Genomic DNA, 5,208 nt, shown 5'->3' with positions numbered 1-5,208 from the left:
GCCCCCGACTCTAAGGAGCCGGGGGCCTTCGCCGTTCGAGCGGTGGCGGTGGGATTTGAACCCACGGAGGAGTCGCCCCCTCACACGCTTTCGAGGCGTGCTCCTTAGGCCGCTCGGACACACCACCGCGAGCAACGATACACGGTGCGGGCCGGTGCACCGGCCCGCCCGGCGCTCACCCCCGGCGCTCGGCGAAGAAGCCGTCCAGCAGCGCCGAGCACTCCTCCTCCAGCACCCCGCCGGCCACCTCCACCGCGTGGTTCAGGCGCCGGTCGCGCACCACGTCGCGCAGCGAGCCCGCCGCCCCGAAGCGCGGGTCCCACGCGCCCAGCACCAGCCGGTCCACGCGCGCCAGCACCAGGGCCCCGGCGCACATCACGCACGGCTCCAGCGTCACCACGAGCGTGCAGCCGGTCAGCCGCCACTCGCCGCGCGCGCGCGCCGCCGCCCGCAGCGCCAGCACCTCCGCGTGCGCGGTGGGGTCCTGCGCCGCCTCCCGCTCGTTGCGGCCGGTGCCCAGCACCCGCCCGTCGGCGTCGAGGACCACCGCGCCCACGGGCACGTCGCCGGTGGCCAGGCACTCGCGCGCCTGCCCCAGGGCCAGGCGCATCCACCCCGCCCACCGCGGCGGCTGCGCCAGGCCGCTCAGCGCAGCGACTCCAGCACGTCGGCGAACCCGAGCAGCTCGCCGACCTCGACGGTGGAGGCGGAGGGGTCCGCGCCGGACTCGGCCAGCCGGGTCAGCGTCGCCGCCGGGCAGCCCAGGTCCGCCAGCAGCTCCGGGTCCCCGGCCCACACCGCCTCGGCCACGCCCGCCGCCCGGGCCGCGGAGGCCGCGTCGCCCGCGCCCGCCGCGCCGGCCGGCTCGTCGTCCCCGTCAGGGTCCTCCGCGTCGCGCGGGCCGTCCGGCTCGCCGTCGGCCACCGGGACCTCGGTCGCCGGCGGCAGCTCGGCGAACAGCTCGGCGAAGGAGCTGTCGGCCGCCGCGACCGCGTCGGAGACGAACACGCGCACCTCCTCCCCGTCGGTGCGCACGAACGCGAACCACTCGTCCTCGCGCTCCAGGGCCGCCACCACGGCGGCGTCGTCGCCGACGGCGCCGCGCAGCACGTCGCCCAGCTCGTCCGGGGAACCGGCCTCGAGGTCCACGTCGACGGAGCGCCAGCCGTCGCCGTCGGGTGTCAGGACAGCGGTGAAGTACGCCACGTGACCATGGTGGCAGCACGTTCGCGGCTACGGCCAGCACGCCCGTGGCGGCTAGGTTGTGCCCTCGTGCGCCTCTCCGTCATCGACCACCCCCTCGTCGCCCACAAACTCACCGCGCTGCGGGACGCGAGCACCGACTCGCCGACCTTCCGCCGCCTCGCCGACGAACTCGTCACCCTGCTGGCCTACGAGGCCACGCGCGACGTGAGCGTCGAGCCGCACCCCGTCACCACGCCCGTCGCGCCCACCACCGGCGTGCGGCTGACCTCGCCCAAGCCGATCGTCGTGCCGATCCTGCGCGCCGGCCTGGGGATGCTCGACGGCATGGTGCGGCTGCTGCCCACCGCCGAGGTCGGTTTCCTCGGCATGATCCGCGACGAGACCACGCTGCAGGCCACCACGTACGCCAACCGGTTGCCCGACGACCTCTCCGGCCGGCAGTGCTACGTCCTGGACCCGATGCTCGCCACCGGCGGCACGCTGGTCGCGGCGGTCAACTACCTGCTGGACCGCGGCGCCGTCGACGTCACCGCCATCTGCCTGCTGGCCGCCCCCGAGGGCATCGAGGTGGTCCGCGCCGCGTTCGACCAGCACGCCCACGTCACCGTGGTCACCGCCGCCGTCGACGAGCGCCTCGACGAACAGGGCTACATCGTGCCCGGCCTGGGCGACGCCGGGGACCGCCTCTACGGCGTCGTCTGAGCCGGCCCGCCCCGTCCCGCCCGGGTCCCCGGCCCGTCCCCGCTCCGGCCCGCCCGTCGCACCCCTGCCGTCCCCGGCGCCGCCCGGCGCGGGTGGTCGAGCCGGGGACCCCTTTCCGGCAGGATGACGCCCGTTCGTGCAGATTTCCTGACTTCTGGTGACGAGGGCGGCGTTCGGGGAACGCGGGGAGGAGCTGGGCATGAGGTGGCGCCGGGTTCTGGGATGGGTCGTGGTCGTGTTCGCGCTCTACGCCGTGTACCGCTCGCCGGAGTCCGCGGCCGACTTCGTGCGCGGTGTGGGTGAATCGCTCGGCACCCTGGTGAGCAGCATCGCCGCGTTCTTCGACGGCCTGCTGGCCTGAGCGGGCGGGCAGCGCGGTGGGAGGTTCCCGCGGCACGTCCGCGTCGGGTTCGTCCCGCCCGGAGCTGGAGGCGGCCGACGGGGCCGACCCCGGCCGGGCGGGGCTGCCGCGCTGGGTGAAGCGCCGCCTGCTGGCGGGGGAGCGCACCCACGTCACCGCCCAGCGGCACTGGGCGCAGCTGGTGGGCACCGTCGCCGGGGTCGTGGCGGGCTTCGCGCTCGTCCTCTGGCTGGCCTCGCACCTGCCCCCGGAGCCGCCGCTGCTGCGCGACGCCCTGTTCGCGGCGTGGGTGGTCCTGCTCCTGCGGGCGGTGTGGCGGCTGCTGACGTGGCGCAACGGGTGGTTCATCGCCACCGACAAGCGCCTGCTGCTCACCCGCGGGGTGGTCAACCGCCGCACGGCCATGATGCCGCTGAGCAAGGTGACCGACATGAGCTACAACCAGTCCGTGCCCGGCCGCCTGCTCGGGTACGGGCAGTTCGTCCTGGAGTCGGCCGGTCAGGACCAGGCGATGCGCCGCATCGACTGGGTGCCCGACCCGGACGAGAAGTACCGGGACCTGTGCGAGGTCATCTTCGGCCGCCCCGCGGCCCCCTCGGCCGCCGCCGTCTCCGCCGCCGCCTCGACCCGGCGGCGCGGGGGCGGGGCCGGACGGCTCCTGGTGCGCGCGGCCCGCAGGCTCGCCGGGCGCTGAGCGCACCGGCGCCGCACCGCCGCGAGCACGCGAGAGGGGGCGGGATCCCGTGGGATCCCGCCCCCTCTCGCGCGGTGCGTGCGCGCTGCTCAGGCGGTGGCGGCGCGGAACTGGTCGATGATGCTCGTCGAGATCGGGCCGCGCGGGGCGACCGTGATGCCGTTCTCGGCGGCCCACTGGCGCACGGCGCGCGCGTCGACGGCACCGGTGGAGGCCGCGGCCGGGGCGGACTTCTTGGCGGCCGGGGCGGACTTCTTCGCCGCGGGCGCGGACTTGGCGGCCGGAGCGGACTTCGCGGCCGGGGCGGACTTGGCCGCCGGGGCCGACTTCGCCGCGGACTTGGTGGCGGTCTTCGCCGCGGACTTGCGGCTCGAACCGCGCTTGGCCGGGGCCGGCGCGGGGGCCTCGGCGGCCTCGGTCGCCTCGGGGGCGGTTTCGGTCACCGCGGTGGGCTCCTCGGCCGCCTCCGGCGCGGGCGCCTCGACGGGCGCGGGCGCGGGGGTCTCGGCCGGGGCGGCCTTCTTCGCGGTAGCCTTCTTCGCCGTCGTCTTCTTGGCGGCGGCCTTCTTCGCCGGGGCGGCGGCGGCCGGGGCGGCGGTGCTGGACAGCGCGGCCGGGAGGTCCTCCCACGAGACCGAGGTGGGGGCCTTGGAGGTGGAGGGGTTCCAGGAGACGCCGTTCGCGTTCACGGTGAACGTGCCGACCTTGCGGCCGTTCCGCTTGACGGGGATCTCGAGGTCGACGGCACCGACCGGCAGTTCGGTGGCCACCTTCAGTGCGACGTCGTGGCTTGCCATGCTGGGCTCCCGGAAGAAGTGGGTTGATTGATGCTGAACACCATGAAACCACAGTTCTCTTGGAGTTCGCGCGCCCGAGGTCTTTCTCCGCGCGAACGGGTGGGGTTCTCACGGGTTAGCGAGCAGGTGTTCCTCGTCACCACGCGCTAACCGAACGCCGTGCCGCGGGAAATCGGCGCCGACCCGCTCCGGAGCACCGTCGTCCCGCGACGCCGGCCGGACGCAGGCGCGCGTTCCCGCGGGCAGCCGGCCGGGGAACGCCCGGCCGGGGGAACGCCCGGCCCGGTGAACACCGGAAGGGGGAACACCCGGACCAGGGAACGCCGAACGCGGGAACGCGGAACGCGTGAACGGCCGGCCGGAACACCGGGGTTCCCCGGAGGTGTTCGTTCCCGGAACGCTCCCGGGAACACCCGCCGGGTGCGCGGCCGGTGTTCACCGCGCTCCCGGGCCCGCTCTCCCGCCGGGTCCTCCGCCGGTGTTCGAGCCGGCGCGAACCCGGGTTCGAACGGTTGGTGGAACACCGGGGGAGGACCGTCGGGAAGGGCGGGGGAACCGGGGCGGGGGTGCGGTGGGCGTTCCGGCGGGGGTTCCCGCCCGGGTCGCCCCGTCCACCCGGCGGTGGGGTCGCGCCGGGCCGGACCTGGTCGGGTCGGGTCTGGTCGGGTCTGGCCGGCTCGTGGGGTGCGGCCGTGGTGAGCGTGCCGGTCGGGCGGGGGCGGGTGCGTCGGGGGGTGGGTGCGGCGGGGTGGTGGGCGCCGGGCGCCGCGTCGGGTGGGCGCGCGCCGGGAGCGGGTCCTGCGCGGTGGGGGCCGGGTGCGCCGCGCGGGGTGGGGTGCGCCGGGTGCGCCGCGCCGGGTGGGGTGCGCCGGGTGCGCCGCGCGGGGTGGGGTGCGCGCGTGGACCGGGGGGTGGTCCCGGTGCCGCGCCCGCGTGCGCCGGCCGGTGCGTGCGGCGCCGGGCGGAGGGAGTCGCGGTCGTGAGCGGCGCAGCGGGGGACCGGGGCGTGCGCGGGCGGGCCGGTGGCGGAGCGGCGGGACCGGCCGGGACGGGGCCCGCGCGGAGGCGGCACCACCCCGGGACGACGAAGGGCGGGTCCCCGTGGGGGACCCGCCCTGTGCGGCCTGCGGCCGTGGTGCGCCCGAAGGGACTCGAACCCCTAACCTTCTGATCCGTAGTCAGATGCTCTATCCGTTGAGCTACGGGCGCCGGTGCCGCGGGTTCCCGCAGCAGCCGTGGACTACTGTAGCGGCCTCCGGCCCGGATCACCAATCGGTTGCGGCGCAACGACTCTGCGGCCCCTCGGGCGCCGCCCCGCCCGCCCGGTGGCGCCGTCCGCGGCCCGGCAGGAGCCCACCGGGCGCTCTCCGGGGGCTCGCGGGGAGCCCGGTGGGCGGGGTGGGTAGGCGCTGGGACGCCGAAGGCCCCGTCCGCGGAGCGGACGGGCC

At 76.7% G+C, this 5,208-nt stretch carries 6 protein-coding genes and 2 tRNA genes; 3 read left to right on the top strand and 5 right to left on the bottom strand.

Features of this window, described 5'->3' with window-relative positions; translation table 11 throughout:
- Positions 1–40 precede the first annotated feature (40 nt).
- The 3 genes from ACRYR7_RS24135 to ACRYR7_RS24125 all read right to left on the bottom strand — a co-directional run bounded on the left by ACRYR7_RS24135 (position 41) and on the right by ACRYR7_RS24125 (position 1,206).
- Positions 41–127: transfer RNA gene (locus ACRYR7_RS24135), tRNA-Ser, on the bottom strand.
- Positions 128–175: 48 nt separating this feature from the next.
- Positions 176–610, bottom strand: coding sequence for a tRNA adenosine(34) deaminase TadA (gene tadA / locus ACRYR7_RS24130; protein WP_432574825.1), 435 nt, complete (start codon positions 608–610; stop codon positions 176–178).
- A 35-nt stretch (positions 611–645) separates the two neighbouring features.
- Positions 646–1,206 (bottom strand): tRNA adenosine deaminase-associated protein, encoded by a 561-nt coding sequence (locus ACRYR7_RS24125; protein ID WP_432574824.1) that lies wholly within the window; start codon positions 1,204–1,206, stop codon positions 646–648.
- 66 nt (positions 1,207–1,272) lie between these two features.
- On the opposite strand from ACRYR7_RS24125, the gene upp reads away from it, so the two are divergent.
- From upp to ACRYR7_RS24110, 3 genes are all read left to right on the top strand, one after another.
- Positions 1,273–1,908: a uracil phosphoribosyltransferase gene (upp, locus tag ACRYR7_RS24120; RefSeq protein ID WP_432574823.1), complete on the top strand. Its 636-nt coding sequence runs from the start codon at positions 1,273–1,275 to the stop codon at positions 1,906–1,908.
- A 199-nt stretch (positions 1,909–2,107) separates the two neighbouring features.
- Positions 2,108–2,269, top strand: a complete 162-nt coding sequence (locus ACRYR7_RS24115; protein ID WP_432574822.1) for a hypothetical protein — start codon at positions 2,108–2,110, stop codon at positions 2,267–2,269.
- 16 nt (positions 2,270–2,285) lie between these two features.
- Positions 2,286–2,963 (top strand): PH domain-containing protein, encoded by a 678-nt coding sequence (locus ACRYR7_RS24110; RefSeq protein ID WP_432574820.1) that lies wholly within the window; start codon positions 2,286–2,288, stop codon positions 2,961–2,963.
- Between the two features lie 89 nt (positions 2,964–3,052).
- Here ACRYR7_RS24110 and ACRYR7_RS24105 read toward each other — a convergent pair whose 3' ends face one another.
- Entirely contained in the window at positions 3,053–3,760 is a 708-nt protein-coding gene (locus ACRYR7_RS24105) for an Lsr2 family DNA-binding protein (protein ID WP_432574819.1), read from the bottom strand.
- Between the two features lie 1,133 nt (positions 3,761–4,893).
- A tRNA-Arg gene (locus ACRYR7_RS24100) sits at positions 4,894–4,969 on the bottom strand.
- Positions 4,970–5,208 lie beyond the last annotated feature (239 nt).

Origin of the sequence: Kineococcus gurbantunggutensis, assembly GCF_050871925.1 — a bacterium.
In the GTDB taxonomy this organism is placed as follows: domain Bacteria; phylum Actinomycetota; class Actinomycetes; order Actinomycetales; family Kineococcaceae; genus Kineococcus.
The sequence above is the reverse complement of the archived record's forward strand: the minus strand, read 5'-3'. Positions and strand labels throughout refer to the sequence as shown.